We start from the raw sequence: 25,799 nt of genomic DNA, 5'->3' as shown, positions 1-25,799 counted from the left end.
GGTTTGCCGTTTCGCCGCAAGCCGCGTCGTCGCGAAGCTCTATCGCACGAGCGGGCCATGCCCGCGAAGTTTTGCAGTGGGCCGGTTCGCGAGCATGGCTCGCTCTACAGGCGTGCCTGCGCGCAAAGGGCCGAATGATCGCCGGCTCGAATGGCGACAGCAAGTCGGCATGCCGTGCATCAGCGCTGGCGATAGGGGTTCGCCGTCAGCGGAGACAGGTCGAGGGTGCCCTTGTCGACGAAGCGCTGGGTGCCGAACAGGCCGCCGGCGAGCTTGCCGCGCAAGACGTAGGGCACTTCGCCGAGGTCGGCCTGCTCGGTCAGTCCCAGCGCCTGACGCGCCGCGGAGAAGGCCGAGATGGTCACCGGCACGTTGAGCACCGTTTCACCGAAGCGCGCTACCGTACCGCGTTGATCGCTGACGCCACTGGCCAGGCGCCGGCCGTTGACCTCCAGGTCCAGCGCGACGCCGCTGTAGTCGATGGCACCCTCGTTGGGGTTCTGCAGGCGCAGCCTGACCATGAAGCGGATTTCGAGCCCCTCGCCCTGCAGCGGCTGGATGCCGGCGACCTGGACATTGACTGGGTCGCGCGGCGACAGGGCGGCGCAGGCGCCGAGCAGCGAGGCAAGCAGGGCGATCAGCAGCAGGCGCAGCGGCTGGGATTGCAGATGATGCGTGGGAGATATTTTCACTCGGGATTTCCTGTCGAGATCCTGTTGTCCTGCAGCAGATCGATGGCAGCGGGGCGGTGATGATGACACTCTAGCCGTCGGCGATGTTGCCCGGGGCATCCGGTTTTTCCGCGACTGCAGATGCCCTTGCATGAGTGACCCTGGCCTGCCCCTCGCGTTCCGCCGGTTGAACCCGGGTGTGCCAGCTGCATCAGAACAGCATGTCGGTGACCTGTGTGCCGCCATGGCAAGAGGAGCGTTCAATGAGCATTTTCCGATGTTGGCTCGACCAGGCGTCGGGCCAGGTACGACGCTGATGGCTGCGCCGCGTAGCAAGGCTGTAGAGCGCATGCTGAGCGCCGTTCGCTGGACGGGCCTGGGCGCCTGCACGCTGGCGGCATTGGGCTATGCCGCCATTGGCAATTTCAACATGGCCGGTGCGATGCTGGCGCTGGCGCTGCTGTCGTGGATCAACATCCGCCGCAAGCGCGGGCCGCGCTCGTGAAGGATTGCGTCAACGTCGTCGTCGCCCCAGCACCAGGCCCACGCCGAATGCCAGCAGTGCGCCGGTAGCGACCGCCAGCCCGCTGGCTGTCGCCGCACTGAGGGCGACTGCATGCGGCCTGGCCTGGCCGGCGAAACGGCCATCGGTCCGATGCATTCCCTCGACAGGCTCGAACAGGTTGTCCGCTCGTTCCTCCGGGGCGCGTTCGGCGGTCAGTTGGCCGTCCCAGGCCTGGCGGGCGAGCAGGCGATCGAGCAGGCCGGGCATCAGCAGCGTGCCGAGGATCGCCTTGAAACTGGCGGTCCCCAGCCAGAGCTCCCGCGGTGCTTGCCGGGCCGCGCGGAGGATGGCTCGGGCTGCCACTTCGGCGGTGTGAATCGGCGGGACCGGCTGCGCGCGCCAGCTCATCTTGTTGCGTGCCCAGTCGAATTGCGGCGTGTTGTGCGCCGGCAACTGGACCATGGTCAGGCGGATGGCACTGCGTTCATGAATGAGCTCGCAGCGCAACGAGTCGATGAAGCCGCGGATGGCGAACTTGGCACCGCAATAGGCCGACTGCAGCGGAATCGCGCGATAGGCCAGCGCCGAGCCGACCTGGACGATGGTGCCGTGGTCGCGCGGCCGCATGCAGCGCAGGGCCGTGAGAGTGCCGTGCACACTGCCGAGGTAGGTCACCTCGGTGACGCGGCGCAGCTCGTCGGCGCTGAGTGTGACGACAGGACCGAACACCGTGGCCATCGCGGCATTCACCCAGACATCGATGGGCCCCAGCTCCGACTCGATGCGTGTGGCCGCTGCATCCAGCGCCTCGGCATCGGCGACGTCGGCGGAAATCGCCAGGACGTTCACGCCCAGCGCCGCGATTTGTACCCGGGTATCGCGCAGGCCCTGTTCGCCTCGGGCGATCAGCGCGACGTGGTAGCCGGCCTTGGCGAAGGCCACGGCCGTCGCACGGCCGACCCCGGCGGTCGCACCGCAGATCACCACGATCGGTTCAGGCATGAGCAATCCCCCAGTTGGCAAGCCGGCATCAGTACGCAGCTCTGCCCTGCTAAGACGACCCGTTGCAGTCGTGACGAGTTCCTGCGACCTGCCGGCATTTGCCCGAGTGCCCCGCTGGGCTTTCGACCAATGGCCAATGGTGGTCGGGCGCTTCGTCTGCGATGGTTAGCAGGCTAAGCGATCAGCCTGGCGCCGCCCCTTGGCTCAAAAGGCGAAGCGGCACGACGCAGCGGGTCACCGACATGGTGCGGCTGCGTCCTTTCCTCCGTGCATCCGTCGGATGCCCCTGGCGACTGATCCTGTCGCCTTCGGATTCCTGTCCGCTGCCTCCGGCGGCGGATGCCATTCCCCGGTCACATGAAGGAACCGGTCTGTACTGATCGGGTCGATTCAGGTAAGCCTAATATGGCAACCCCGACCTGACGGAGACCATGATGGACCTCATCCGCATCATCTGTGCGATTCTGCTGCCGCCGCTGGGCGTATTCCTCCAGGTAGGCTTCGCTGGCGCGTTCTGGCTGAACATCCTGCTGACCCTGCTGGGTTACATTCCCGGCATCATCCATGCAGTGTGGATCATCGCCCGCCGCTGACAGCCGCCGGTCCGGTTAGACCGGACCGCGTTTTGAACTCCCTCCCCTGGCCGTGTAGAGTCGCCGGCTTGGCGCTACGGAACCTATTGCGCGCGAAACACTCAAGAAAACGCTGGCAACCGAGTGCGATCCGCCGCTAGCGATGCCTGGCTTGTGCAACTCAGCTTGCGTTCGACCCGCCTCGGGTCACGGAAAGGAAACCAGATGAGCGAGTCTTTCATCGACCAGAACAACTTCAGGCGGATACTCAACCGCAACGTGGCGGTGCCGCTGGGTTTCGGTTTCCTCAGCGCGTTTTTCTTCAGCGCCATCGTCTATTACCTGATCAGCGTCAGCCATTGGGTCGACCAGTCGGTGAAGGGCGTTGCCTACGCCCACGAGGCGCAGAAGATGCTCAACGACATCGAGTCCTCGATGCGGGGCTATCTGATTGCCGGCGAAGCGCGTTTCCTTGAGCCTTACCAGCGCGAGCTGCCGCTGTTCGAGAAGCAGCTGCAACTGATGCGCGATTACTCGGCGGACGACCCCGAGCAGCTCGAACGCGTCGAGCGCACTGCCATGCAGCACGCGCAATGGTTGAACTTCGCCGAGCAGGTGATTGCTCAGCGCGGCCAGGGGCTGTCGATCGTCGAGGACGTGCAGAGCAAACGCGGCCTCGAGCTGAAGGAGGACCAGCGCCGCCTGCTCAACGACTTCATTGCGCGCGAGCGCCAACTGCGCGCCGAACGCACCGAAACGTCGGAAGTCATCACTACTGTGCTGATTGGCGGCTTTCTGCTGTTCAGCCTGGTCGTCAGTGGCCTGCTGGTGTACCTGGGGCGCCGCGACTTGACCTACCTGTCGCAGACCTACTCGGAATCCCTGCGCAAACAGCAGGTTCATGCCGAGGCGCTGGAGCAGCAGGCTTGGTATCGCACCGGGCAGTCGCAGCTCAGTGACGCGATCATCGGCGAGCAGGCTCTTTCGGCGCTGGGCCAGGCTGTACTGACCTTTCTCGCGCGCTACATCGATGCGGCGGTTGGCGCGCTTTATGTCATGCAGGATGGCAAGCTGCAGCGCGTCGCCGAGTATGCCTACGATCCGGAACACATCCAGAGTGGCCGCAGCCTCGATGTCGGCTCCGGCCTGGTCGGCCAGGCGGCGCTGGAGCGTCGGGTGATGGCCCTCGAAGATCTGCCGGCGAACTACCTCAAGGTGAGCTCGGCGCTGGGCGATACCACGCCGCGTTCGGTGCTCATCGTACCGGTGGAAGACAGCGGCCTGCTCAATGGGGTGATCGAGCTGGGCTTCCTGCGGCCGCTGCGCGAGCAGGATAGCGAGTTGCTGCGGCGGATCGTGCCCAGTATCGGTTCGGCCATCGAGGCGGCGCGTTACCGCCAGCGGCTGCAGCGGGTGCTGGCCGAGACCCAGCAGCTCAACGAGGAACTGCAGGTGCAGCAGGAGGAGCTGCGTGCCGCCAACGAGGAACTGGAAGAGCAATCCAATGCCCTGCGCGAATCCCAGGCGCATCTGGAGGAGCAACAGGCCGAGTTGGAGCAGACCAACGAGCAACTGGCTGAGCAGACCAACACCCTGGCACGCCAGCGCGACGAGATGGACGAGAAGAATCAGCGCCTGAACGAAGCCCAGCTGATGCTCGAGCAGCGCGCCGACGAACTGCAGCGCGCCAGCCGCTACAAATCCGAATTTCTCGCCAACATGTCCCACGAGCTGCGCACGCCGCTGAACAGCTCGCTTATCCTGGCCAAGCTGTTGGCGGACAACCCCGAGGACAACCTCAGCGACGATCAGGTGCAGTTCGCCCGTTCCATCTATTCGGCGGGCAACGACCTGCTCAACCTGATCAACGACATCCTCGACATTTCCAAGGTCGAAGCCGGCAAGCTCGAGGTACATGCCGAAGTGACCGTTCTCAGTCGCCTTGTCGGTGGCATGAAGAGTCTGTTCCTGCCGCAGGCGATGGAAAGGTCGCTGCAGTTCAGCGTGGAGCTGGCGGACGACCTGCCGGCGAGCCTGTTCACCGACTGCCAGCGTCTGGAGCAGATCCTCAAGAATCTGCTGGCCAATGCCTTCAAATTCACCGAGAAAGGTTCGGTGATCCTGCATGTCGAGCGGCGTGGCGAAGACCAGCTGGCCTTCGCCGTGCGCGACACCGGCATCGGCATCGCGCATGAACAGCAGCAAGCGATCTTCGAAGCCTTTCGCCAGGCCGACGGCACCACCAACCGGCGTTACGGCGGCACCGGGTTGGGCCTGTCCATCTCCCGTGAGCTGGCACGCCTGCTCGGTGGCCGGATCGAGGTGCAGAGTACTCCGGGGGCGGGCAGCACCTTCACCCTGGTGCTGCCGGAAAACTACACCGCAGTGCAGACGGTCACGCCTGTGGCGGCGCAGCCGGTCGCTGCCGCCCCGGCTGCTGCTGTCATGCCGGCGATCACGGCTGAACGAAGCACCGAGCGTGACCTGCTGCATCGGGCCGCCGCGCCCGTACCGCGCTGGCCCGATGACCGCGACAACCTGCCGTTCAAGGAGCGCTGCATACTGGTGATCGAGGACGAGCCGCAGTTCGCGCGCATCCTCCACGATCTGGCCCATGAGCTGCAGTACAGCTGCCTGCTGGCGCAGAATGCCGATGATGGCTTCGACACGGCGGCACAGTACAAGCCCGACGCGATCCTGCTCGATATGCGCCTGCCCGACCATTCCGGCCTGACCGTGCTCGAGCGTCTCAAGGAGAATCCGGCTACCCGGCATATCCCGGTGCACGTGGTTTCCGTCGAGGACCGCAGGGAGGCCGCGCTGCAAATGGGGGCGGTGGGCTATGCCATGAAGCCGGCTTCGCGCGATGAGCTCAAGGAGGTGTTCGGCCGCCTGGAAGCCAAGCTGGCGCAGAAGGTCAAACGCATCCTGCTGGTCGAGGACGATGCTCGCCAGCGCGAGAGCGTCTCGCGGCTGATCGAGGATGTCGACGTCGAGATCACCGCCGTCGAGTTCGGCGAACAGGCACTCGAACTGCTGCGCGACACGGTCTTCGATTGCATGATCATCGATCTCAAACTGCCGGACATGGACGGCAGCGAGCTGCTCGAACGCATGGCCAAGGAAGACATTTGCTCGTTCCCGCCGGTGATCGTCTACACCGGGCGCAACCTCACCCGCGACGAAGAAGCGGCACTGCTCAAATATTCGCGTTCGATCATCATCAAGGGTGCGCGCTCGCCGGAGCGCCTGCTCGACGAGGTCACGCTGTTCCTGCACAAGGTCGAGTCGGACATGCCACCGGAGCGGCAGAAAATGCTCAAGAGCGCGCGCAGCCGCGAAAAGGCCTTCGAGGGACGCAAAATCCTGGTGGTGGACGACGACGTGCGCAACGTCTTCGCCCTGACCAGTGCGCTGGAACAGAAGGGCGCGCTGGTGGAAATCGCCCGCAACGGTTTGGAGGCTATCGACAAGCTGCAACATGATGTCGACATCGACCTGGTGCTGATGGACATCATGATGCCGGAGATGGACGGCTTCACCGCCATACAGGAAATTCGTAGGGAAAGCCGCTTCGCCAAGCTGCCGATCATCGCCGTCACCGCCAAGGCCATGAGGGACGACCAAGAGCGCTGCCTGCGCGCCGGTGCCAACGATTACCTGGCCAAGCCCATCGACCTGGACCGCCTGTTCTCGCTGATCCGCGTCTGGCTGCCGAAAGTGGAGTTGTTGTGAAATGCCCGACCGCAATGTCGAGATCGAACTCAAGCTGCTGATCGAGGCCATCTACCTCAAGTACAGCTACGACTTTCGCGACTACTCCGGCGCCTCGCTCAAGCGCCGGGTGTTGCTGGCATTGAAGCAGTTGCAGTGCGACGGCATCTCCGCACTGCAGCGCAAGATCCTCTACGACCCGCAGGCGTTCATGGACCTGCTGCAGTATTTGACCATCCCGGTCAGCGAGATGTTTCGCGACCCCGGTTACTACCGGGCGCTGCGCGAGCAGGTGGTGCCGGTCTTGCGCACCTATCCGTCGCTGAAGATCTGGATCGCAGGTTGCAGCACCGGCGAGGAGGTCTATTCGATGGCCATTCTGCTCAAGGAAGAGGGCTTGCTCGAGCGCTCGATCATCTACGCCACCGACATCAACCCGCGCTCGCTGGAGCAGGCGCGCCAGGGCATATTCGCCATCGGCCACCTGCGCCAGTACACCGCCAACTACCAGCAATCCGGAGGCACTGCCAGCTTCTCCGACTATTACACCGCCGCTTACGAGTCGGCGATCATGGACAAGTCGTTGAAGGAAAACGTCACCTTTGCCGACCATAGCCTGGCCACCGACAGCGTTTTTTCCGAAACGCACCTGATCTCCTGCCGCAACGTGCTGATCTATTTCAACAAGCCGCTGCAGGACCGCGCTTTCGGCCTGTTCCACGAGTCGCTCTGCCACCGTGGCTTCCTCGGTCTTGGCAGCAAGGAAACCGTCGAGCTCTCGGCCTTCGCCGGTCTTTACGAGCCGTTCGACAAATCGGAAAGGATCTTCCGCAAGCTATGAGCAACCACGCGCTAGCCATTTTGCAGACGCGCCGCCAGCCACCCATCGAGGCCGTCGTGATCGGCACCTCCGCCGGTGGGCTGGAGGCGCTCGGGGTGGTGCTCGACGCTCTGCCGAGTGATTTCCGTCTGCCGCTGCTGGTGGTTCAGCACGTTCCAGCCAATGGCCCTACCCATCTGGCCGAGATTTTTCGGCGTCGAACGCAGTTGCTGGTCAAGGAGGCCGAAGACAAGGACACGGTCCGCGGCGCAACGCTGTACTTTGCAGCACCGGGCTATCATCTGCTGGTCGAGCGCGACTGCAGCCTTTCGCTGAGTCAGGACGACCCCGTGCATTACTCGCGGCCGTCCATCGACGTGCTGTTCGAGTCTGCTGCGGATGTATGGGGCGAGCAGGTCGCAGGCTTACTGCTCACCGGTGCCAACGAGGATGGCGCAGCGGGTCTCGAGGCGATTCATCGCAGCGGCGGGCTGACCGTGGTTCAGGACCCTTCCGAAGCGGCGGTTGCGACCATGCCACGTGCAGCACTCCGGCGTTTCGCGCCGGATTTTATCTTGCCCCTTCGCGACATCCATCAATTGTTGCGAGAACTGGAGTGACCATGCACGAGCGTACCGACGAGGTGAATCTACTGATCGTCGATGACCTGCCGGAAAACCTGCTGGCACTGGACGCCCTGTTGCAGGCGCCCGGCATACGGGTTCATCAGGCCGAATCGGCCGAGCAGGCGCTGGAGCTGTTGCTGCGGCACGAGTTTGCGCTGGCAATCCTCGACGTGCAGATGCCGGGCATGGACGGCTTCCAGTTGGCCGAGATGATGCGCGGCACCGAGCGCACCAAGCAGATTCCCATCGTCTTCGTCAGCGCCGCCGGACGCGAGCTCAACTATGCCTTCAAGGGCTACGAGAGCGGTGCCGTGGATTTCATGCACAAGCCGCTGGACGCCCACGCGGTGCGCAGCAAGGTCAGTGTATTCGTCGACCTCTACCGGGGCCGCAAGCGCCTGGCCCGGCAGCTCGAAGCGCTGGAGCACAGTCGCCGCGAACAGGAAGTGCTGCTCGATGAGTTGCGTAGCACCAAGGCCGAACTGGAGGACGCCGTGCGCATGCGCGACGACTTCATGTCGATCGTTTCCCATGAGCTCAAGACTCCGCTCAACACCCTGATTCTCGAGGTACAGCTGCGCAGGCTGCAGCTCGCGCGCAACAATTTTTCGGCATTCAGCGAAGAGCGGCTGCGCGGCATGGTGGACAAGGACGAACGGCAGATCCAAAGCCTGATCCGGCTGATCGACGACATGCTCGACGTCTCGCGCATCCGCACCGGCAAACTGTCGATCCGGCCGTCGCGCATCGATCTCACGCAACTGGTGAGCAACGTCGTGGAAAGCTTCGCAGCGCAGATGGAGTCCTGTGGTTGCGAGCTGCACCTTGAAAGCAACGAGCCGGTCATCGGTGTATGGGATGCGTTCCGCATCGAGCAGGTGCTGGCGAACCTGCTGACCAACGCCATGCGTTACGGGGCCGGCCGGCCGGTTCAGGTCAGCGTTGGCTCGTGCCCGGAGGGCGCTTGCATACAGGTCCGCGACCATGGCATCGGCATCAGTCAGAAGAGCCTGGAGCGCATTTTCTGTCAGTTCGAGCGCGCCGAGGGCAGCGAAAGCAGTGCCGGGCTGGGGCTGGGCCTGTTCATTGCCGACCAGATCGTCAAGGCGCACAACGGGCGTATCCAGGTGCAGAGCGAGGAAGGCCAGGGCTCGCGGTTCCACGTGCTGCTACCGCTGGGCGAGTAGGCGCCTGCTCTTCCGGCAGGCCTGTGGCCTGCTATCGCCGCGTGGGCGCGCCTCCCACGGGTTCAGTGCGCACCGACTGCTTTTGATGTTGGTTCCGGGGCGCGGTGTCGGTTGTTCCGGCAGGCCTGTGCCCTGCTATCGCCGCGGGGGCGCGCCTCCCACGGGTTCAGTGCGCACCGACTGCTTTTGATGTTGGTTCCGGGGCGCGGTGTTGGTTGTTCCGGCAGGCCTGTGGCCTGCTATCGCCGCGTGGGCGCGCCTCCCACGGGTTCAGTGCGCACCGACTGTTTTTGATGTTGGTTCCGGGGCGCGGTGTTGGTTGTTCCGGCAGGCCTGTGGCCTGCGATCGCCGCGGGGGCGCGCCTCCCACGGGTTTTGGTGCACGATTGCTTTGTGGGAGGCCCGCCCCCGGGGCGATGCTTTTCGTCCGCGGTGCCGAAATCGGCGGGCCGTCAGGCGCCTCGCTGCTTTGCCATCAGGACGAACAGCTGATCTCCAGATGCTTGCCCCACTCCGGCGGTCGCTCGGCGTAGCGCTGCATGCCGGGTTGTTCCTCGAATGGCCGGCTGAGCACCGCGTGCAGTTCGCGCACGGGGCCATAGTCACCTTTTTCCGCCGCCTCGATGGCCTGCTGCGCCAGGTAGTTGCGCAGGATGTACTTCGGGTTGACCGCCTGCATCCGCGCCTGACGCGCCTCTGCTGCGGCGCCCTCGCGCGCCGTTCGGGCGCAGTAGTCCTCGGCCCATGCATCGAAACCCTGCAGATCGACGAACTCCTCGCGCAGACGGCGTACCGCTTGTTCCGCTGTGCCCTCGCCGAGTTCGCGGAAGAAGTGCGTGTAGTCCACTGCGCTGGTTTGCAGCAACTGCAGCAGCCGGCGCACCAGCGCTTCGTCGCCCGCTTCGGCCTGGTCGAACCCCAGGCGTCGGCGCATCAGGTCCAGCCACTCAGCCTCGTAAAGCGGCAGGAACAGTTCCATGGTTTCGCGCAGCACCTTCACGTCGACGAAGGGGGTCAGCGCCTGGGCCAGCGCCGCCAGGTTCCAGTGGGCGATGGGTACCTGGTTTTCGAAGGAGTAGCGGCCGGTATCATCGGAATGGTTGCAGATGAAGCGCGCGTCGAAGTCGTCGAGAAAGGCGTAGGGGCCGAAGTCGAAGGTGATGCCGAGGATCGACATGTTGTCGGTATTCATCACCCCGTGGCAGAAACCGTAGGCCTGCCAGCGGGCGACGAGGGCGGCAGTGCGCTCGAGCACCTCGCGGAAGAAGCTGTGGTACGGCTCGGGGTGTTCGAGCACATCGGCAAAATGCGCCTCGATGACATGGTCGAGCAACTGTTTCAGCTCGGCGTGCTGGCGCGTGTAGTAGAAGAATTCGAAGTGGCCGAAGCGTACATGGCTGGGCGCCAGGCGCAGCAGCATGGCACCGCGCTCCGGGCGTTCGCGGTAGACCAGGGTGTCCGAGCCGGTGACGCACAGCGCCCGCGAGCTGGGAATGCCCAGTGCGTGCAGGTGTTCACTGGCGAGAAATTCGCGGATCGACGAGCGCAGCACCGCGCGGCCGTCGCCCATGCGCGAATAGGGTGTCTTGCCGGCGCCCTTGAGGTGCAGGTCCCAGTACTCGCCGGCCTCGTTGATCACCTCGCCGAGCAGCAGCCCGCGGCCGTCGCCCAGCTGCGGGTTATAGCTGCCGAACTGGTGGCCGGAGTAGACCATCGCCCGCGGCTCGGCGGTGGACCAGATCTTGTGCCCGGAAAACAGCTCGGCGAACAGGGGCTGCTCGGCCTTGGCCGGGTCCAGATCGAGCAGCGCCATCGCCGCCTCGCTGGCGACCACCAGGCGCGGTGCGTCGAGTGGCTGTGGCGACACTTCGGTGGAGAAGGTATCGCCGAGGCGGGCGAAGCGGTTGTCGAAGGTCAGCTGGGTCAGGGTTTTCAAGAACGCCTCCGGCGCGGTATCAGGCAAAGGATAGCCCGGCTGCTGCCGGGCATCTCTGGGCGTTGGAGGCGACAGCAGCGCTGCGCGTTCCTCAGGGGCGATCGTCGGTCGCCGGATTCTGTCCGTCGGTCAGTGGCCTGGACGCGGCACTGAGCTGCAGCTGCTGGCCGGCGAAGTTCTTCAGGAACACATCGACCTGGCGGAAGGCGATGTTGATGCCGGCCTTGTTGAACTCGCGGTCGATGAAGCGGTTGATCTCATCGGTGGCGGGGTTGCGGTCGCCCAGGTCGCGCACATGGATGCGCAGTTCGTGGTCCAGCGTGCTTTCGCCGAAGTTGAGGAAGAACACCTGCGGTTCCGGCTCCTTGAGCACCCGCGGGTTCTCTTGAGCGGCCTTGTAGAGCAGCGTCTTCACCTGCTCCAGGTCCGATCCGTAGGCCACGCCGACCCTGACGGTCACCCGCGTGACGGTATCGCTCAGCGACCAGTTGATCAACTGGCCGGTGATGAAGGTCTTGTTCGGGACGATAATGTCCTTGCGGTCGAAATCGGTGATGGTGGTGGCGCGGATGCGAATCCGGCTGACGGTGCCCGAGAGATTGCCGATGGTGACCACGTCGCCGATGCGTACCGGACGCTCGAAGAGGATGATCAGCCCGGAAATGAAGTTGGCGAAAATCTCCTGCAGGCCGAAACCCAGGCCCACCGAGAGCGCGGCCACCAGCCACTGCAGCTTGTCCCAGCTGACGCCGAGGGTCGACAGCGTGGCAACGATGCCGAAACCGGCCAGTGCATAGGACAGCAGTGTGGTGGTGGCATAGGCGCTGCCCTGGGCCAGGCGCAGCTTGGACAGCACCATGACTTCCAGCAAGCCCGGCAGGTTACGCGCCAGGGCCACGGTGACGGCGATGATCAGCAGCGCGCCGAGCAGGTTGTTCAGGCTGATCGCCGCCGTGGTCAGGGTATCGCCGCTACCGCTGGTGTATTCGTACAGGGTGATGTTGTCCAGGTACGACACCACCGAGATCAGGTCCGACCAGACCCAGTACAGCGCCACCAGGAACACGCCGAACATGGTCATGCGGGTCAGTCGCAGTGACTGCTGGTTGACCTGCTCGATATCCAGCCCCGGCTCGCCCTGGCTTTCCACGGTATCGCTGCCGTCGTCGCCCTGCGCCTGGCGTTTCGCCAGTGCACGCTTGTAGGCCAGGCGCCGCGCCGCGACGGTCAGGCCGCGGATCAGTGCCGCCTCGACGACGATCCAGACCATCAGCAGGTAGAGCGTGTCGATCAGGCGGTCGGTCAGCTTCAGCGCCGTGTAGTAGTAGCCGAACCCCACGGCGACGATCAGCGCGATCGGCAGCATGCTGAACAGCAGCCCGATCATCAGGCGTACCGGCGGTGCATTCTGGCTCGAGGGTCCCTTGAGCAGCAGGCGATTGAGACGCCAGCTCATCAAGGCGAAGCAGGTCAGCACCACGATGATGCCGAGCACATCGTCGGCCAGCCGCGCGGGCTGGTGCTCGGCCACGCTGACGATGGCGACCAGCGCCAGGACGATCAGGCCCAGCCGGCGAATCTCGTCGCGCAGAAAGGCGACCTGCGGACCGGACCAGCCGAAGTGCAGTTCCGCCACCCGTCCCGGCGAAAGCATCCGGTAGGCGCTGTAGAACACCAGCCAGGCCTGGGCCATTTCGTACAGGGCCGCGCCGAGGACGTAGTTCTGTCCGCGCGCATCCATCTGCAACAGGTAGCCGCAGAGGGTCAGGAACAGCACGCCGGGCAGTGCCAGCAGCAGGTTGAGCAGCAGCGCCAGCGGGGTGTGCAGCTGGCTGTCGTTGCGGAAATGGCCGATTTCCTCGCTCAGCGAACTGAGCTTGGCGTCGATCTTCTTGCGCCACCAGAGCAGCGCGGCGATCAGCAGCAGCAGCGGCAGGAAGAACAGCGGGCGTTCCTTCAATCCCGCGCCCAGCTCCTGTACCGCGGACAGCCAGGGCATGGCGGCCAGCTGCGCCTTGAGTCGGCGAATCGAACCCTGCAGCCAGTCGAAGTCCAGCGGCTTGTTGCTCGGAATCCAGAACATCTGCTCGTCGAGGGTATCGCTGAGGGCGCTGGCGGTGCCCTGCAGCTGCTTCTGGTTCAGCTGCAGGGTGATCGATGCATTGAGTAGCGCATCCAGCTCGCGGTTGAGGCGGTCGAGCAGCTCGTTGCGGGTGGTAGCCAGCTCCAGCAGGGTGCGGCGCAGCTCCGGCGTCACGTCCTCTTCGTTCTGCTGCGCCAGCAACTGATCGACATAGGCGGAGGCATTGCCGGCGGCTTCGCGGCGCTGGTTCAGTTCGAACTGATAGAGGCGGATATCGGCGATTTCATCGGCGAGGTCCTTGTCCAGTTGCAGGCTCGGCAGTGCCTGCTTCTGCTGGTAGAGAATGCGTGACAGCAGCAGGCTGCCTTCGAGCACGGCGATCTGTTCTTCCAGCGCCTGGTCGGTCTGGTTGAGGGTATCGAGTTGCTGGCGGGTCTGCAGATTCTGCTGGTTGAGGCGGTTCAGACGCTCGGTGGCGCGCAACAGATAGTCGGACAGCTTGAGGTTTTCCGCGCTTTCGGCGGCGAGCAGCTTGTCCGAGCCGGCCTGCTGTACCCGTGCCGAGAACTCGGCCACGGTCTGTTCGGATTCGGCGCGACGCTTTTCGTTGATCAGGTTCTGCAGCGCCTGGGTTTCCTGTTCGGCGCGCCTGATCCGCTCGGCCAGCAGATCACGGCGGGCCTTGCCCAGGTCCTGCAGCAGGCCGTTGCCGGCCAGCTCCTGGCGGCGCAGTTCGATCTGCGCATTGAGTGAGACGATCTCCGCTTCGGCCAGGGCTCGGCGCTCCTCGCCCAGCGGCTTGCCCGACTCGCGGCCGCTCTTGAGCAGGCTGTTCAATTCCTGGATGCGTGTCTGCGCCAGGCTGATCTGGGCCTGGGCGCGCTCCGGGCGAGTCTGCGCCGAGATGATCATGCTGTTGGCCGCGCTGTATTGCTTTTGCCATTCCGAGAGCTCTTCGACGCGGGTGTCCAGTCGCTGCTCCAGCGCTTCCACCGACTGCCGGGCGTAGCGCTCGGCCGGGTCCGGCTCGGGGCTGGCCTTGAGCTTGGTCAGTGCACGCTGCGCTTCGCTGATCTCCTTCGGCGCCTGCGCCAGCTGCGTTTTCAGCTCATCCAGACGGCTATTGCTGGTTTCGGCCTGTTCAAGCATTTGCCGGGTCTGATCGCCCAATGGCAGTTGCGCAGGCTTCGCTTCACCCTCGCTGGCCGGCGCCCCGGTGAGGCTGTCCAGCGATTGAGCATGCAAGGGGGCGACAAACAGGCAGAACGTCGAGAACAAGAGGACGCGCAGAAGTGACATGAGGGCAGTGACGCGGGTGACTGGAAAGTGCGGAAGTCTACGGGCTGGGCTTGTCCAGCGCGAGTACCGCGCAACCGAACGGCGAAGCCGCCTCGTTTGGCGGCTGTGGTGGCGCTAGAACATCAATTGCGGGCCGGGCTTGTCGCCTTCCGGAAACTTCAGGCCGACCTTGCGCACTGCGCCGGCTTCCATCGCTGCCACGGTCCAGATGAGGCCGTTCCATTCGAGCTGATCGCCCACCACGGGGCGGCCGCCGACCTCTTCGGCCATGAAGTTGCCGATGCTCTGTTCGCCGTCCACCTCGCCGAGCTTGAGGCCGTAGAGTGCAGTGATGGCGCTGAGCTGGGCATCGGCCTCGAGGATGAAGTCACCGAAGAAGCGCAGGTCCTGGCCGCGCTTGGGCGCCTGGCTGAACAGCTTGCCGAGGGCCGGCAAGTCTTCGTCGTGGCCGATCACGCAGAGGATGTCGTCGACCTGCAGCCGGGTGCTGCCTGACGGGTGCAGCAGCTCCTTGCCACGGAACAGCGCGGCGATGCGCGTGCCCGGCGGCATCTTCAGCTCACGCAGGGCCGCACCGACGCACCATTTGCTGGCACTCAGGCGGTAGACGAACATTTCCCACTGGCTGGTGGTATGCACCTGCAAGCCGGTGCGCGAGACCGGCATCGGCGAAGGTGGCACCTCGACCTTGGCCTTCTTTGCCGCCCAGGCCAGCGTCGAGCCCTGTAGCAACAGCGATACCAGTACGATGAAGAACGCCACGTTGAAGAACAGCTGGGCGTTCTCCAGCCCGGCCATCAGCGGGAAGACCGCGAGAATCACCGGCACCGCGCCGCGCAGGCCGATCCAGGAGATGAACAGGCGCTCGCGCAGATGAAAGCTGCGAAACGGCAGCAGGCTGAGGAATACCGCCAGCGGCCGGGCGAACAGAATCATCCACAGCGAGAGCGCCAGTGCGGGCAGGGCGATGGGCAGCAACTCGCTGGGCGTGAGCAGCAGGCCGAGCACCAGGAACATGCCGATCTGGCTGAGCCAGGCCAGGCCGTCGAACATGTGCAGGATGCCGTGGCGGTTGCGGATCGGCCGGTTGCCCAGCAGCAGTCCGCAGACGTAGATCGCCAGAATGCCACTGCCGCCGATGGCGCCGGACAGGGCGAAGATCATCAGCCCGCCGGCCACCGCCAGCAGCGGATAGAGGCCGTCCGCCACCGATAGCCGGTTGATCAGTTGCAGCAACAGCCAGCCGCCGAGCAGGCCGAGCACGGTACCGATGCCGAACTGTTGCAGCAGGCTGAGCAGGAAATCCCAGCCGAAGCTGCTGCGGCCGGCGAGCAGCATGTCGATCAGTGCGACGGTGAGGAACATCGCCATCGGGTCGTTGCTGCCCGATTCGATTTCCAGGGTCGAGCCGACCCGCTCGTTGAGCCCCTTGCCATTGAGCAGGTTGAACACCACGGCGGCATCGGTGGAGCCGACGATGGCGCCGATCAGCAGGCCCTGCAGCAGCGGCAGGTCGAACAGCCAGGCGGCGGCCAGCCCGGTCAGGCCGGAGGTGATCGCCACGCCAATGGTGGCGAGGGAGAACGCCGGCTTGAGTGCGACGCGGAAGGTGGTGGTGCGGGTACGCATGCCGCCATCGAGCAGGATTACCGCCAGCGCCAGGTTGCTGATGACGAACGCCAGCTGGTAGTCCTCGAAGACGATACCGCCAATGCCGTCGACGCCGGCGAGCATGCCGACGGCGAGAAAGATGACCAGGATCGGCACGCCGAGGCGATTCGACAGCGAACTCATGAGGATGCTCGCCGCAACCAACAAGGCACCGATAAAGAACAGGTGGTTGATGTTGCCGACGTCCAATGCGCTTCTCCCAGGTTATTGCCGCCACATGCAGGGGGCATGCCAGCGATTCTAACCTGATGATTTGACGGGCTGTCAAAAAAGCGCCCCGCACAAGCGGGGCGTTGTAACAAGATCTGCGGGGAGGGTCAGAACCAGGCGTCCTGCATCGCCAGGCAGGTTTCGTCGCGTGCTTCGAGAATGGCCAGCTCATGGGCGCAGCCCGGCACTTCCCAGGTCAGGAAGTAGCGTGCGGCCTGCAGTTTGCCGCGGTAGAAGTCGGCATTGGCCGGATTGCCCCCGGCCAGCCCGCGTTCGGCTCGCAGTGCCTGTTCCAGCCAGCGCCAGCCGACCACCGCGTGACCGAACACCTTCAGGTACAGCGCCGAGTTCGCCAGGGCCTGGTTGACCTTGCCGGCCATCAGGTCGCCAAGCAGCGCCTGGGTTATCTGGGTGAGGCGAGCGATGTGCTGTTCCAGTGGCTGGCGCAGGGTGCTCAGCGAGTCGTATGCAGCGGCCTGCCGGCAGCTGTCCTGAATCAGCCCGAGCAGCTGGCGCAGGCCAGCGCCCTTGTTCTGTATCAGCTTGCGGCCGAGCAGGTCCAGCGACTGGATGCCATGGGTGCCCTCGTGGATCGGGTTGAGGCGGTTGTCGCGGTAATACTGCTCCACCGGGTATTCGCGGGTGTAGCCGTGGCCGCCGAGAATCTGGATCGCCAGCTCGTTGGCCTTCAGGCAGAACTCCGAAGGCCAGGACTTGACGATGGGGGTGAGCAGGTCAAGCAGTTCACTGGCGTTGCGGCGCTCCTCTTCGCTGTCAGCCGTGTGCTCGTCGTCCACCAGCCGCGCGGAGTACAAGCCCAGGTCGAAGGCGCCTTCGACGTAGGCCTTCTGCATCAGCAGCATACGCTTGACGTCGGTGTGCTCGATGATCGGCACCTGGGTCGAAGCCGGGTCCTTGCCGTCCGGCAGGCGACCCTGCGGACGCTCGCGGGCGTAATTCAACGAATAGAGGTAGCCGGCATAGCCAAGCATGATCGCGCCCATGCCGACGCCGATGCGCGCCTCGTTCATCATCTGGAACATGTAGGTCAGGCCCTTGTGCGGCTCGCCTACCAGATAGCCGACGCACTCACCGTTGTCGCCGAAGTTCAGCGCGGTGGAGGTGGTGCCACGCCAGCCCATCTTGTGGAACAGGCCGGCCAGCAGCACGTCGTTGCGCTGGCCCAGGCTGCCGTCGTCGTTGACCAGGTACTTCGGCACGATGAACAGGCTGATGCCCTTTACCCCGGGCGGCGCGTCCGGCAGCTTGGCCAGCACCATGTGCACGATGTTTTCCGATAGCGGGTGGTCGCCGCCGGAGATGAAGATCTTGTTGCCCTTGAGCCGATAGCTGCCATCGGCGGCGGGCTCGGCGCGGGTGCGGATGTCCGACAGCGAGGAGCCGGCGTGCGGCTCGGTGAGCGCCATGGTGCCGAAGAAGCGGCCTTCGAGCATCGGTTGCAGGAAACGCTGCTTCTGCGCGTCGGAGCCGAAGGTTTCGATCAGGTGCGAGGCGCCCATGCTCAGCATCGGATAGGAGCTGGTGGCGATGTTGGCCGACTGGAAGTGGGCGAAGCAGGCCCGCGACAGCAGGTTCGGCATCTGCATGCCGCCGTCCTCGAAACTGCGCTGGGCGTTGTGGAAGCCCGCCTCGATGAAGGCATCCACGGCCGGTTTGACCTCGGGAATCAGCACCGCTTCGCCGTTGACGTACTGCGGCTCATGCTCGTCGGACTTGCGGTTGTGCGGTGCGAAGTATTTCTCGGCAATGGTGCGCGCGGTACCGATGGCGGCGTCGAAGGTTTCGCGACTGTGATCGGCGAAGCGCTCGCGGCGCGTCAGGGCCTCGGCATCCAGCACTTCGTAGAGTTCGAACGCCAGGTTACGCGGGCAGAGCAGGGTCTCGGTCATGGTCAACCTCCGTTTTTATCGGCCCGAGTCTAAGGACCGCGGTTTTCCATTGCCTAGCTTCATCCATTGCACTGATGGAGCGTCAACACGGGGCGCGCCATTCAGCCGAACAGCTGGCGCATCAGCGTGGCCAGTTCGCCCTCGCCGAGGCCGGCGGCATCGAGATGGCTGAGCGCGGCTGCTCGATGCATTGCCAGTTGCTGCTCGGCCGCCTGTTGGCCAAGCAGCGAGACCACGGTCGCCTTGGCCCGGTCCTGCTGGCAGTCCTTGCCGGTCTGCTCGGGCGTCAGGCCATCGGCAATATCGTCGAGCAGCTGAAACGCCAGGCCCAGCTCGTTGGCAAAGCCTTGCAGATGGCCTGTCCGCGTCCGCTCAGCCCCCGCGAGCAGGGCGGCAATTTCCAGCGCGGCGGTGAACAGCGAGCCGGTTTTCAGCTGATTGGTGGCGATCACTGCGTCGAGCTGCTGTGCTTCCTGTGCGCCATGCAGGTCGCGAAATTGCCCACGCACCAGGCCCTGCGCACCAACTGCACGCGCCAGGGTGGCCACGGCGTCGTTGCGCTGCCTGGGGGTGAGCCTGGGCGCGGTGGCGGTTATGCCGTAGGCATGACTGAGCAGGGCGACCGAGGCGAGCACGGCGACGTCTTCGCCGAAACGCAGATGAATGGTCGGCTGCCCTCGTCGGAGGCTGGCGTTGTCCATGCATGGCATGTCGTCGAGAAACAGTGAGGCGGCGTGGATCATTTCCAAGGCGCAGGCCGGGTCCAGGCCGATATCCGGGTCGATTCCCAGATCGCTCAGCGCCAGCAGCAACAGCAGCGGTCTGAGTCGCTTGCCCGGTGCCAGGGTGCCCTCGCGCAAGGCCAGGGTGACCTTGTCCAGCTCCGACTCCGGCCGTGGCAGACGTATGGCCAGGCGTTCGTCGACCTGGCGCCGCAGGCGCAGCAGGCTGTCGCATTGCGGAAGCGGGAGGGTGGAGTTCTGCGTTTGCATGGCGGTGCCCTCGCTCGCGCCCCAGTTTGCGCACCAGGGTTGTGCAATGTTGTACAACGATTGGGCGTTATGACAAAAACCTGTACAACTCGTTGCCATCGCATAGCACTTTTTTCAGGGTGTCACGTCCAAACAAGTCTTCCCGGGAGCCGACTTCCATGAGCAAACAATCGTTGGTCAGCCGCAAAAACGATCATCTGGATATCGTCCTGGACCCGGCGCGGGCAGCCGGTGCGACGAGTACCGGTTTCGGTGCATTTCGCTTTGAGCACTGCGCCTTGCCCGAGTTGCACCTGGACGAGATCGACCTGCACGGTACGCTGTTCGGGCGCAGTCTGCGGGCGCCGCTGCTGATCAGCTCGATGACCGGCGGTGCCGCACGTTCGGCTGCGATCAATGCGCACCTGGCGGAAGCCGCACAACAGCTGGGTATCGCCATGGCGGTGGGGTCGCAGCGGGTCGCGCTGGAAACCGCCGGTGATCAGGGCCTGACTGGCCAGTTGCGCCAGCTGGCGCCGGACATCCTGTTGCTGGCCAACTTCGGTGCCGCCCAGCTGGTACGCGGCTACGGCGTGGACGAGGCGCGGCGCGCGGTCGAGATGATCGATGGCGATGCGCTGATCGTGCACCTGAACCCGCTGCAGGAAGCGGTGCAGCCGGGTGGCGACCGTGATTGGCGAGGCGTGCTGCGGGCGATCGAAGCGCTTGCCAGCCGCTTGGCAGCACCTGTGGTGATCAAGGAAGTCGGTGCCGGAATATCCGCGACGGTGGCGCGGCAGCTGGTCGACGCAGGCGTCGCCGCCATCGATGTGGCGGGGGCCGGCGGGACCAGTTGGGCCGCGGTGGAAGCCGAGCGCGCCACCGATGGCAGCCAGCGCGCGATCGCTCAGGCCTTCGCCGATTGGGGCATCCCCACCGCGCAGGCGCTGCAGGCCGTGCGCAAGGCCTGCCCGGATACGCCGCTGATCGCCTCCGGTGGCATTCGCGACGGCGTGGAGGCGGCCAAGGCGATCTGCCTGGGCGCCGATCTGGTCGGGCAGGCAGCGGGTGTGCTGCAAGCCGCGATGCTGAGCAGTGAGGCGGTGGTCAAGCACTTCGAGGTGCTGATCGAGCAGCTGCGGATCGCCTGCTTCTGTACGGGTTCGGCCGGCCTGGCCGAGCTGCGGCAGGCGCGGCTGCTGCAAGTAGCCGCTGCCTGACGCCGGGCGGAGCCGCCAGATGACTCATTTCGCGGCAATCGCGCCGCCCTTTCTCAGCCACCTGCGCGCGTTCGAAGCGGTCGCCTGGCAACTGATACAGCGCGGCCATCGGGTGACGTTTATTCAGCAGGCCGATGTCGCCGAGCGGCTGACCTTGCCCGCGGCCGGATTCGCCGCCATCGGCGCCGATTCCCATCCGCCGGGTAGCCTGGCTGCGGTGGTCCGCCGCGCCGCGCGGCCCGGGCCGCTCGGCATCCGCCGGGTCATCGCCGACATGGCGGCGAGCACCGCATTGTTCTGTCGCGAGGCGCCGGGCGTGCTGCGTACGCTGAAGGTCGATGCCGTGCTGGCCGATCAGATGGAGCCAGCGGGCGCGCTGGTGGCCGAGCATCTTGGCCTGCCATTCGTTTCCATTGCCTGCGCCTTGCCGTTCAATCGCGAGCCGCTGGTGCCCTTGCCGGTAATGCCCTGGCGCTACCGGGCGACCGACTGGGGCGAGCAGCTCAACCTGCACAGCAGCCGTGTCTACGACCGCCTGATGCGGCCCCACGCCGAGGTGATCCAGCACTACTGCCAGGCGTTCGGCCTGGCGCCGCGCGCGACCTTGAGCGAATGCCTGTCGCCGCTGCTGCAGATCAGCCAGACGGTGCCTGGCTTCGACTTTCCGCGCCGCCAGCTCCCGGCGAACTTCCACGGGCTCGGCCCGTTGCGTCGCCCGTTGCCCGGAGAGGCCGAGCTGAACCTGCCAATCGACCCGGCGCGACCGTTCGTCTTCGCCTCGCTGGGCACCCTGCAGGGGCATCGCTACAGCCTGCTGCGCAATATCGCCCGCGCCTGCAAGCCGCTCGGCGTACAGCTGTTGATCGCCCATTGCGGCGGGCTGAATGCCGCGCAAACAGCGCGGCTGCGGGACGAGGGCGCGCATTGGGCTACCGACTTCGCGCCGCAGCGGGCGGCGTTGGCCAGGGCCTCGGCAGTGATCACCCACGCCGGGCTGAATACCGTGCTCGATGCGCTGGAGGCCGGCGTGCCGATGCTGGCTCTGCCGATCGCCTTCGATCAGCCGGGTGTCGCAGCGCGTATCGAACATGCCGGCGTCGGCCTGCGCTTGCGGCCGCGACTGGCGAGCCCGGCGCGGATCGGCCACGCATTGCAGCGGCTGCTGGACGAGGGCGAGTTCCGCCGGCGCGCGGCGCAGCTCGGGGCGGAAGTACGTCAGGCCGGCGGTGTGGTGCGTGCCGCCGAGCTGATCGAGGCGGCGCTCGGGACAGATGGGCAGCGGCTGGAGGTGGCGAGTGGCGCTTGATACGGACCTGATCCTGGTTGGCGGCGGGCTGGCCAACGGCCTTCTGGCCCTGCGCCTGCGTCAGCAGCGACCCGATCTGCGCCTGCTGATCGTCGAGCAGGGCGAAGCGCTGGGCGGTAACCACACCTGGTCCTTTCATGAGCACGATCTGACTCCGGCTCAGCACCGTTGGCTGGAGCCCATGGTGGGCAAGCGCTGGCCCGGCTATGAAGTGATCTTTCCGGACCTGCAGCGTCGGCTGGGCAGCGGTTACGCGAGCATTTTCTCGGAGCGCTTTCATCAGTACCTGATGCCCGAACTGAGCGATAGCGTGCGTTTGCGTACCACCGTTGCCAGCGTGGAGCCACAAAGGGTGCGTCTGGGCTCGGGGGGCATCCTGCAGGCCGGCGCCGTGATCGATGGACGCGGCGTGCGCCGGACCGATCAGCTGGCCCTCGGATTTCAGAAGTTTCTCGGCCAGGAACTGCGCCTGCAACAACCGCACGGCTTGCAGGAGCCGATCATCATGGACGCCAGTGTCGCCCAGCACGACGGCTATCGCTTCGTCTACGTGCTGCCGCTGGATGCGCACACCCTGCTGATCGAAGACACCTATTACGCCGACGGCGCTACGGTGGCCCCGGATACGCTGCGCGCCAACATCGCCAGCTACGCCAGTGCGCGCGGCTGGACCATTGCCGAGGTGTTGCGCGAAGAGCAGGGTGTGCTGCCCATCGTGCTATCCGGCGCTATCGCGGCGTTCTGGGACGAGGCGCGTGGCGTGCCGCAGAGCGGGCTGTCGGCTGCGCTGTTCCACCCCACCACGGGCTATTCGCTGCCTGATGCGATGCGCCTGGCCGACCACCTGGTTGCCCTCGATCGCTGGGATGCAGGCAGCCTGTTCGCCGCGATTCGCGACTATTCCACGCTGCAGTGGCGCCAGCGCGGCTTCTTCCGCCTGCTCAACCGCATGCTGTTCATGGCCGGTCCGGTGGATCGCCGCTGGGCGGTGATGCAGCGTTTCTACCGGCTGCGTGAACCGCTGATCCAGCGCTTCTACGCGGCCAATCTGACCACCCTCGACCGCTTGCGCATCGTCTCGGGCAAGCCTCCTGTTCCGCTCGGCGAAGCGCTGCGCGCGCTCGCCGCCCATGATCGGCATCGCAAGGATTACCGATGAACCAAGCTAAACGAGCGGTGGTAATCGGCGCCGGTTTCGGCGGGCTGGCGTTGGCCATCCGTCTGCAGCGTGCCGGCATCCAGACCACGCTGCTGGAGAAGCGCGACAAGCCGGGCGGCCGCGCCTACGTCTATCACGACCAGGGCTTCACCTTTGATGCCGGCCCGACGGTGATCACCGATCCGCCAGCGCTGGAAGAACTCTTCAGCGGCGCCGGCAAGCGCATGGCCGACTACGTCGAGCTGCTGCCGGTCAGCCCCTTCTACCGGCTGTGCTGGGAGGACGGTTACAGCTTCGACTACGTCAACGACCAGGCCCGGCTGGACCGGCAGATCCACGCGCTCAACCCTCGTGACGTCGCTGGCTATCAGCGCTTTCTCGCCTACTCGCGGGCGGTGTACGAGGAGGGCTACGTCAAGCTCGGCACCGTGCCCTTCCTGTCGTTTCGCAGCATGATCGGTGTCGCGCCGCAGCTGGCCAAGCTGCAGGCCTGGCGCAACGTGTACAGCATGGTGGCCAAATTCGTGGAGAACGACCGGCTGCGCCAGGCGCTGTCCTTTCATTCGCTGCTGGTGGGCGGCAATCCGTTCGAAACCTCATCCATCTACGCGCTGATCCATGCCCTGGAGCGTCAGGGCGGCGTCTGGTTTCCCCGCGGCGGCACCGGGGCGCTGGTGCAGGGGATGGTCCGGCTGTTCGAAGATCTGGGCGGCGAGCTGGAGCTCAATGCCGAGGTCGCGCGTATCGAACTGGCGGGTGGACGCGCGAAGGCCGTGAACACGGGTGATGGTCGTCGCTTCGACACCGATGCGGTGGCCTCCAATGCGGATGTGGTCAACACCTACAAGCAGCTGCTCGGGCATGAGCAACGTGGTCGCGACGAGGCCAAACGGCTGTCCGGCAAGCGTTTCTCGATGTCGTTGTTCGTCATCCATTTCGGCCTCAAGCGCCGCCACGAACGTCTGCAGCATCACACGGTGTGCTTCGGCCCGCGCTACCGCGAGCTGATCGACGAGATCTTCAAGCGCGAGACGCTGGCCGACGACTTTTCCCTCTACCTGCACGCACCCTGCGTCACCGATCCCTCGCTGGCGCCAGAGGGCTGCGCCAGCCATTACGTGCTGGCGCCGGTGCCGCACCTGGGCACGGCGGATATCGACTGGGCAGAGGAGGGGCCGAAATACCGCGACCGCATCTTCGAATACCTGGAGCGGCACTACATTCCCGGTCTGCGCGGCGATCTCGTGACCCACCGGATCTTCACGCCACAGGATTTCCACGACGAGCTGAATGCGCATCTGGGGTCGGCGTTTTCGCTGGAGCCGATCCTCACCCAGAGCGCCTGGTTCCGCCCGCACAACCGCGACGACGTGATTGCCAACCTCTATATCGTCGGCGCTGGTACTCATCCGGGTGCCGGTGTGCCGGGGGTCGTGGGTTCGGCCAAGGCCACCGCCGGGCTGATGCTGGAGGACTTCGGGTTGAAGGAGCAGGCCGGATGAACGACCGGGTCATCGATCACTCCACTCGGGCGATCAACGTCGGCTCCAAGAGCTTCGCCGCGGCGGCGAAGCTGTTCGACGAGCGTACCCGGCAAAGCGCGGTGATGCTCTACGCCTGGTGCCGTCATTGCGATGATGTGATCGACGGCCAGACCCTCGGCCATGGCCAGCTCGCCGGTGATCGCAACAGCGGTAAGACGCGGCTGGCCGAGCTGGTCGATCTCACCGAGCGCGCCTATGCCGGCGAGCCGATGGCCGATCCGGCGTTCGCCGCCTTCCAGCAGGTGATCCAGCGTCACCGGATTCCCAAGGCCCATCCGCTGGAACATCTGGCGGGTTTTCGCATGGATGTGCAGGGCTACCGCTACCAGACCCTCGACGACACCCTGCTGTATTGCTACCGGGTTGCCGGCGTGGTCGGCCTGATGATGGCGCGGGTGATGGGCGCCGAAGCGGAGCCGACGCTGGATCGCGCCTGTGATCTGGGCTTGGCCTTTCAGCTCACCAACATTGCCCGCGATATCGTCGAGGATGCGCAGATCGGCCGCGTCTACCTGCCGGCCGAGTGGCTGGCTGAAGTGGGCATTCCCGAAGATGAAATCGCACTGCCTGGGCATCGTGCCGCGTTGGCGACGCTGGCGGCGCGGCTGGTGGATCTGGCCGAGCCCTACTATCGCTCTGCGTCGCAGGGCCTGCGCGACCTGCCGCTGCGCTCGGCCTGGTCGATTGCCACGGCCCATGGCGTCTACCGGCAGATCGGCGTCGAGGTGAAGGCACGCGGCGCGGCGGCGTGGGATGCGCGGGTGTCGACCAGCAAAGGGCAGAAGCTGCAGTTCCTGCTGGGGGGTGGTGTGCTGGCGCTGGCCTCGCGGCGGATGCAGGTCAGGCCGCGTCCTGACGGTCTCTGGAGACGTCCTCGCTAGATGCACCCTGGTGCTTGCGCAACGGCCCGTCGTGCAGCTCGCGCAGCTGGCGCTTGAGCACCGGCAGCGGCGGCGCGTAGAGAAAGCCGAAGGACACGCAGCGCTCCTTGCCTTCGACCGCATGGTGCATGCGGTGCGCCTGATAGAGGCGCTTGAGATAGCCGTTACGCGGCACGTAGCGCAGCGGCCAGCGGTGGTGCACCAGGCCATCGTGGGCGACGAAATAGAGAAAGCCGTAGGCCGTCATCCCGGCGCCGATCCATTCCAGCGGGTGGTAGCCGGCCGTGCCAAAGGCAATCAGCAGGATCGCCACGCCAGCGAACACCACCGCATACAGGTCGTTCTTTTCGAACCAGCCGCTGCGTGGCTCGTGGTGCGACTTGTGCCAGCCCCAACCCCAGCCGTGCATCACGTACTTGTGTGCCCACCAGGCAAAGACTTCCATGCCGGCCAGGGTGGCCAGGAAGACGAGCGTATTGGTCAGTGGGCTCATGGCGGGATTCCGTGTGACG

General features: G+C 65.2%; 19 protein-coding genes. 11 read left to right on the top strand and 8 right to left on the bottom strand.

The annotated features are described in order from the left end of the window. Positions 1-179 precede the first annotated feature (179 nt). Positions 180-692 carry an LEA/WHy family protein gene (locus B597_RS31170; RefSeq protein WP_003294018.1) on the bottom strand — a complete coding sequence of 171 codons (513 nt, stop codon included), beginning with the start codon at positions 690-692 and terminating at the stop codon, positions 180-182. Between the two features lie 295 nt (positions 693-987). Between B597_RS31170 and B597_RS31165 the strand changes: the two genes are divergently transcribed. Next, positions 988-1,176 (top strand): hypothetical protein, encoded by a 189-nt coding sequence (locus B597_RS31165; protein ID WP_003294016.1) that lies wholly within the window; start codon positions 988-990, stop codon positions 1,174-1,176. 9 nt (positions 1,177-1,185) lie between these two features. On the opposite strand, the gene B597_RS31160 is transcribed toward B597_RS31165, so the two are convergent. After that, a complete protein-coding gene (locus tag B597_RS31160) occupies positions 1,186-2,178 on the bottom strand; it encodes an SDR family oxidoreductase (protein WP_003294014.1) in 993 nt (330 codons plus the stop codon). A gap of 434 nt (positions 2,179-2,612) precedes the next feature. Here B597_RS31160 and B597_RS46295 point away from each other — a divergent pair, with 434 nt between their 5' ends. From B597_RS46295 to B597_RS31135, 5 genes are all read left to right on the top strand, one after another. Next, on the top strand, positions 2,613-2,771 hold the full coding sequence (locus B597_RS46295) for a YqaE/Pmp3 family membrane protein (protein ID WP_003294011.1): 159 nt from the start codon (positions 2,613-2,615) through the stop codon (positions 2,769-2,771). 204 nt (positions 2,772-2,975) lie between these two features. Then, complete coding sequence (locus tag B597_RS31150; protein ID WP_024161841.1) at positions 2,976-6,485, top strand: response regulator; 3,510 nt, start codon at positions 2,976-2,978, stop codon at positions 6,483-6,485. Position 6,486: 1 nt separating this feature from the next. Further along, on the top strand, positions 6,487-7,305 hold the full coding sequence (locus B597_RS31145; protein WP_024161840.1) for a CheR family methyltransferase: 819 nt from the start codon (positions 6,487-6,489) through the stop codon (positions 7,303-7,305). Next, complete coding sequence (locus B597_RS31140) at positions 7,302-7,904, top strand: chemotaxis protein CheB (protein ID WP_024161839.1); 603 nt, start codon at positions 7,302-7,304, stop codon at positions 7,902-7,904. The genes B597_RS31145 and B597_RS31140 overlap by 4 nt, the downstream gene beginning before the upstream one ends. Positions 7,905-7,906: 2 nt before the next feature. Next, positions 7,907-9,097 (top strand): hybrid sensor histidine kinase/response regulator, encoded by a 1,191-nt coding sequence (locus B597_RS31135; RefSeq protein WP_003294006.1) that lies wholly within the window; start codon positions 7,907-7,909, stop codon positions 9,095-9,097. A 475-nt stretch (positions 9,098-9,572) separates the two neighbouring features. Here the strand turns inward: B597_RS31135 and selO are convergent, their stop codons facing one another. The 5 genes from selO to B597_RS31110 all read right to left on the bottom strand — a co-directional run bounded on the left by selO (position 9,573) and on the right by B597_RS31110 (position 19,198). Further along, the gene (gene selO / locus B597_RS31130; protein ID WP_003294005.1) at positions 9,573-11,033 is read right to left on the bottom strand and encodes a protein adenylyltransferase SelO; all 1,461 of its coding nucleotides are present in this window, start codon (positions 11,031-11,033) and stop codon (positions 9,573-9,575) included. Between the two features lie 91 nt (positions 11,034-11,124). After that, complete coding sequence (gene mscK, locus B597_RS31125) at positions 11,125-14,415, bottom strand: mechanosensitive channel MscK (RefSeq protein WP_003294003.1); 3,291 nt, start codon at positions 14,413-14,415, stop codon at positions 11,125-11,127. A gap of 114 nt (positions 14,416-14,529) precedes the next feature. After that, the gene (locus tag B597_RS31120; RefSeq protein WP_003294001.1) at positions 14,530-16,275 is read right to left on the bottom strand and encodes a potassium/proton antiporter; all 1,746 of its coding nucleotides are present in this window, start codon (positions 16,273-16,275) and stop codon (positions 14,530-14,532) included. Between the two features lie 128 nt (positions 16,276-16,403). After that, a complete protein-coding gene (locus B597_RS31115) occupies positions 16,404-18,206 on the bottom strand; it encodes an acyl-CoA dehydrogenase (RefSeq protein WP_003294000.1) in 1,803 nt (600 codons plus the stop codon). 101 nt (positions 18,207-18,307) lie between these two features. Further along, positions 18,308-19,198: a polyprenyl synthetase family protein gene (locus tag B597_RS31110; protein WP_003293998.1), complete on the bottom strand. Its 891-nt coding sequence runs from the start codon at positions 19,196-19,198 to the stop codon at positions 18,308-18,310. A gap of 158 nt (positions 19,199-19,356) precedes the next feature. Between B597_RS31110 and fni the strand changes: the two genes are divergently transcribed. From fni to B597_RS31085, 5 genes are read left to right on the top strand one after another with little or no spacing between them, the layout of a single operon-like run. Next, on the top strand, positions 19,357-20,397 hold the full coding sequence (gene fni / locus B597_RS31105; RefSeq protein WP_024161838.1) for a type 2 isopentenyl-diphosphate Delta-isomerase: 1,041 nt from the start codon (positions 19,357-19,359) through the stop codon (positions 20,395-20,397). A gap of 19 nt (positions 20,398-20,416) precedes the next feature. After that, complete coding sequence (locus tag B597_RS31100; protein ID WP_003293996.1) at positions 20,417-21,703, top strand: glycosyltransferase; 1,287 nt, start codon at positions 20,417-20,419, stop codon at positions 21,701-21,703. After that, positions 21,693-22,862 (top strand): lycopene beta-cyclase CrtY, encoded by a 1,170-nt coding sequence (gene crtY, locus B597_RS31095; protein ID WP_024161837.1) that lies wholly within the window; start codon positions 21,693-21,695, stop codon positions 22,860-22,862. The genes B597_RS31100 and crtY overlap by 11 nt, the downstream gene beginning before the upstream one ends. After that, a complete protein-coding gene (locus tag B597_RS31090) occupies positions 22,859-24,364 on the top strand; it encodes a phytoene desaturase (protein ID WP_003293994.1) in 1,506 nt (501 codons plus the stop codon). Before crtY ends, B597_RS31090 begins: the two co-directional genes overlap by 4 nt. After that, positions 24,361-25,287, top strand: coding sequence for a phytoene/squalene synthase family protein (locus B597_RS31085; protein WP_024161836.1), 927 nt, complete (start codon positions 24,361-24,363; stop codon positions 25,285-25,287). The genes B597_RS31090 and B597_RS31085 overlap by 4 nt, the downstream gene beginning before the upstream one ends. Here B597_RS31085 and B597_RS31080 read toward each other — a convergent pair. Continuing rightward, complete coding sequence (locus tag B597_RS31080; RefSeq protein ID WP_003293989.1) at positions 25,247-25,780, bottom strand: sterol desaturase family protein; 534 nt, start codon at positions 25,778-25,780, stop codon at positions 25,247-25,249. The genes B597_RS31085 and B597_RS31080 overlap by 41 nt on opposite strands. Between the last annotated feature and the right edge of the window lie 19 nt (positions 25,781-25,799).

Origin of the sequence: Stutzerimonas stutzeri KOS6, assembly GCF_000307775.2 — a bacterium.
Classification (GTDB): Bacteria; Pseudomonadota; Gammaproteobacteria; order Pseudomonadales; family Pseudomonadaceae; genus Stutzerimonas; species Stutzerimonas stutzeri_B.
Note: the sequence above shows the minus strand (reverse complement) of the source record. Positions and strands in the feature narration are given on the sequence as shown.

Coding starts and splice junctions, on each gene's coding strand:
- B597_RS31165 (WP_003294016.1), top strand. CDS start 988: ATGGCTGCGCCGCGTAGCAAGGCTGTAGAGCGCATGCTGAGCGCCGTT.
- B597_RS31160 (WP_003294014.1), bottom strand. CDS start 2,178: ATGCCTGAACCGATCGTGGTGATCTGCGGTGCGACCGCCGGGGTCGGC.
- B597_RS46295 (WP_003294011.1), top strand. CDS start 2,613: ATGGACCTCATCCGCATCATCTGTGCGATTCTGCTGCCGCCGCTGGGC.
- B597_RS31150 (WP_024161841.1), top strand. CDS start 2,976: ATGAGCGAGTCTTTCATCGACCAGAACAACTTCAGGCGGATACTCAAC.
- B597_RS31145 (WP_024161840.1), top strand. CDS start 6,487: ATGCCCGACCGCAATGTCGAGATCGAACTCAAGCTGCTGATCGAGGCC.
- B597_RS31140 (WP_024161839.1), top strand. CDS start 7,302: ATGAGCAACCACGCGCTAGCCATTTTGCAGACGCGCCGCCAGCCACCC.
- B597_RS31135 (WP_003294006.1), top strand. CDS start 7,907: ATGCACGAGCGTACCGACGAGGTGAATCTACTGATCGTCGATGACCTG.
- mscK (WP_003294003.1), bottom strand. CDS start 14,415: ATGTCACTTCTGCGCGTCCTCTTGTTCTCGACGTTCTGCCTGTTTGTC.
- B597_RS31115 (WP_003294000.1), bottom strand. CDS start 18,206: ATGACCGAGACCCTGCTCTGCCCGCGTAACCTGGCGTTCGAACTCTAC.
- B597_RS31110 (WP_003293998.1), bottom strand. CDS start 19,198: ATGCAAACGCAGAACTCCACCCTCCCGCTTCCGCAATGCGACAGCCTG.
- fni (WP_024161838.1), top strand. CDS start 19,357: ATGAGCAAACAATCGTTGGTCAGCCGCAAAAACGATCATCTGGATATC.
- B597_RS31100 (WP_003293996.1), top strand. CDS start 20,417: ATGACTCATTTCGCGGCAATCGCGCCGCCCTTTCTCAGCCACCTGCGC.
- B597_RS31090 (WP_003293994.1), top strand. CDS start 22,859: ATGAACCAAGCTAAACGAGCGGTGGTAATCGGCGCCGGTTTCGGCGGG.
- B597_RS31085 (WP_024161836.1), top strand. CDS start 24,361: ATGAACGACCGGGTCATCGATCACTCCACTCGGGCGATCAACGTCGGC.
- B597_RS31080 (WP_003293989.1), bottom strand. CDS start 25,780: ATGAGCCCACTGACCAATACGCTCGTCTTCCTGGCCACCCTGGCCGGC.